At 66.2% G+C, this 328-nt stretch carries 1 protein-coding gene; it reads right to left on the bottom strand.

Going from position 1 to position 328, the window contains the following annotated elements:
* The coding region (locus MKK82_RS28730) for an ABC transporter substrate-binding protein (RefSeq protein WP_243987609.1) at positions 1-328 on the bottom strand (328 nt) is incomplete at both ends.

Here is a 328-nt window from a genome sequence, read left to right as displayed (position 1 = left end):
TGAACGGTCGGCTGCACGCCGACATGGGCGATGCCGGTGACGATCAGGTCCGGCTTGGCCGCCTCGATCTTGTTGTAGACCGGCGTGAAGTCGCCCGTGTCCGGCGAGAAGCGGGCGTGCTCCACCACTTTGAGCCCGGATTTCGGCAGACATTCCTGGTAGGCGGCGTCGAGCGGCCGGGTCCAGCCCGCGTCCTCGCTCAGGCTCGCCGCCGTCTTGGCCTTGAGCTTCTGGACCAAGACCTCCTTTGCCCGATCGCAAACCGCCCGGTCAAGGCCGTGCGCGGTCGGGAAGCCGTTGAAGGAGGACGTGTAGCTCGCTGAATCCT

Origin of the sequence: Methylobacterium sp. E-046 (assembly GCF_022829625.1) — a bacterium.
Taxonomy (GTDB): Bacteria; Pseudomonadota; Alphaproteobacteria; order Rhizobiales; family Beijerinckiaceae; genus Methylobacterium; species Methylobacterium longum.
This window is presented reverse-complemented; position numbering and strand designations above follow the sequence as displayed.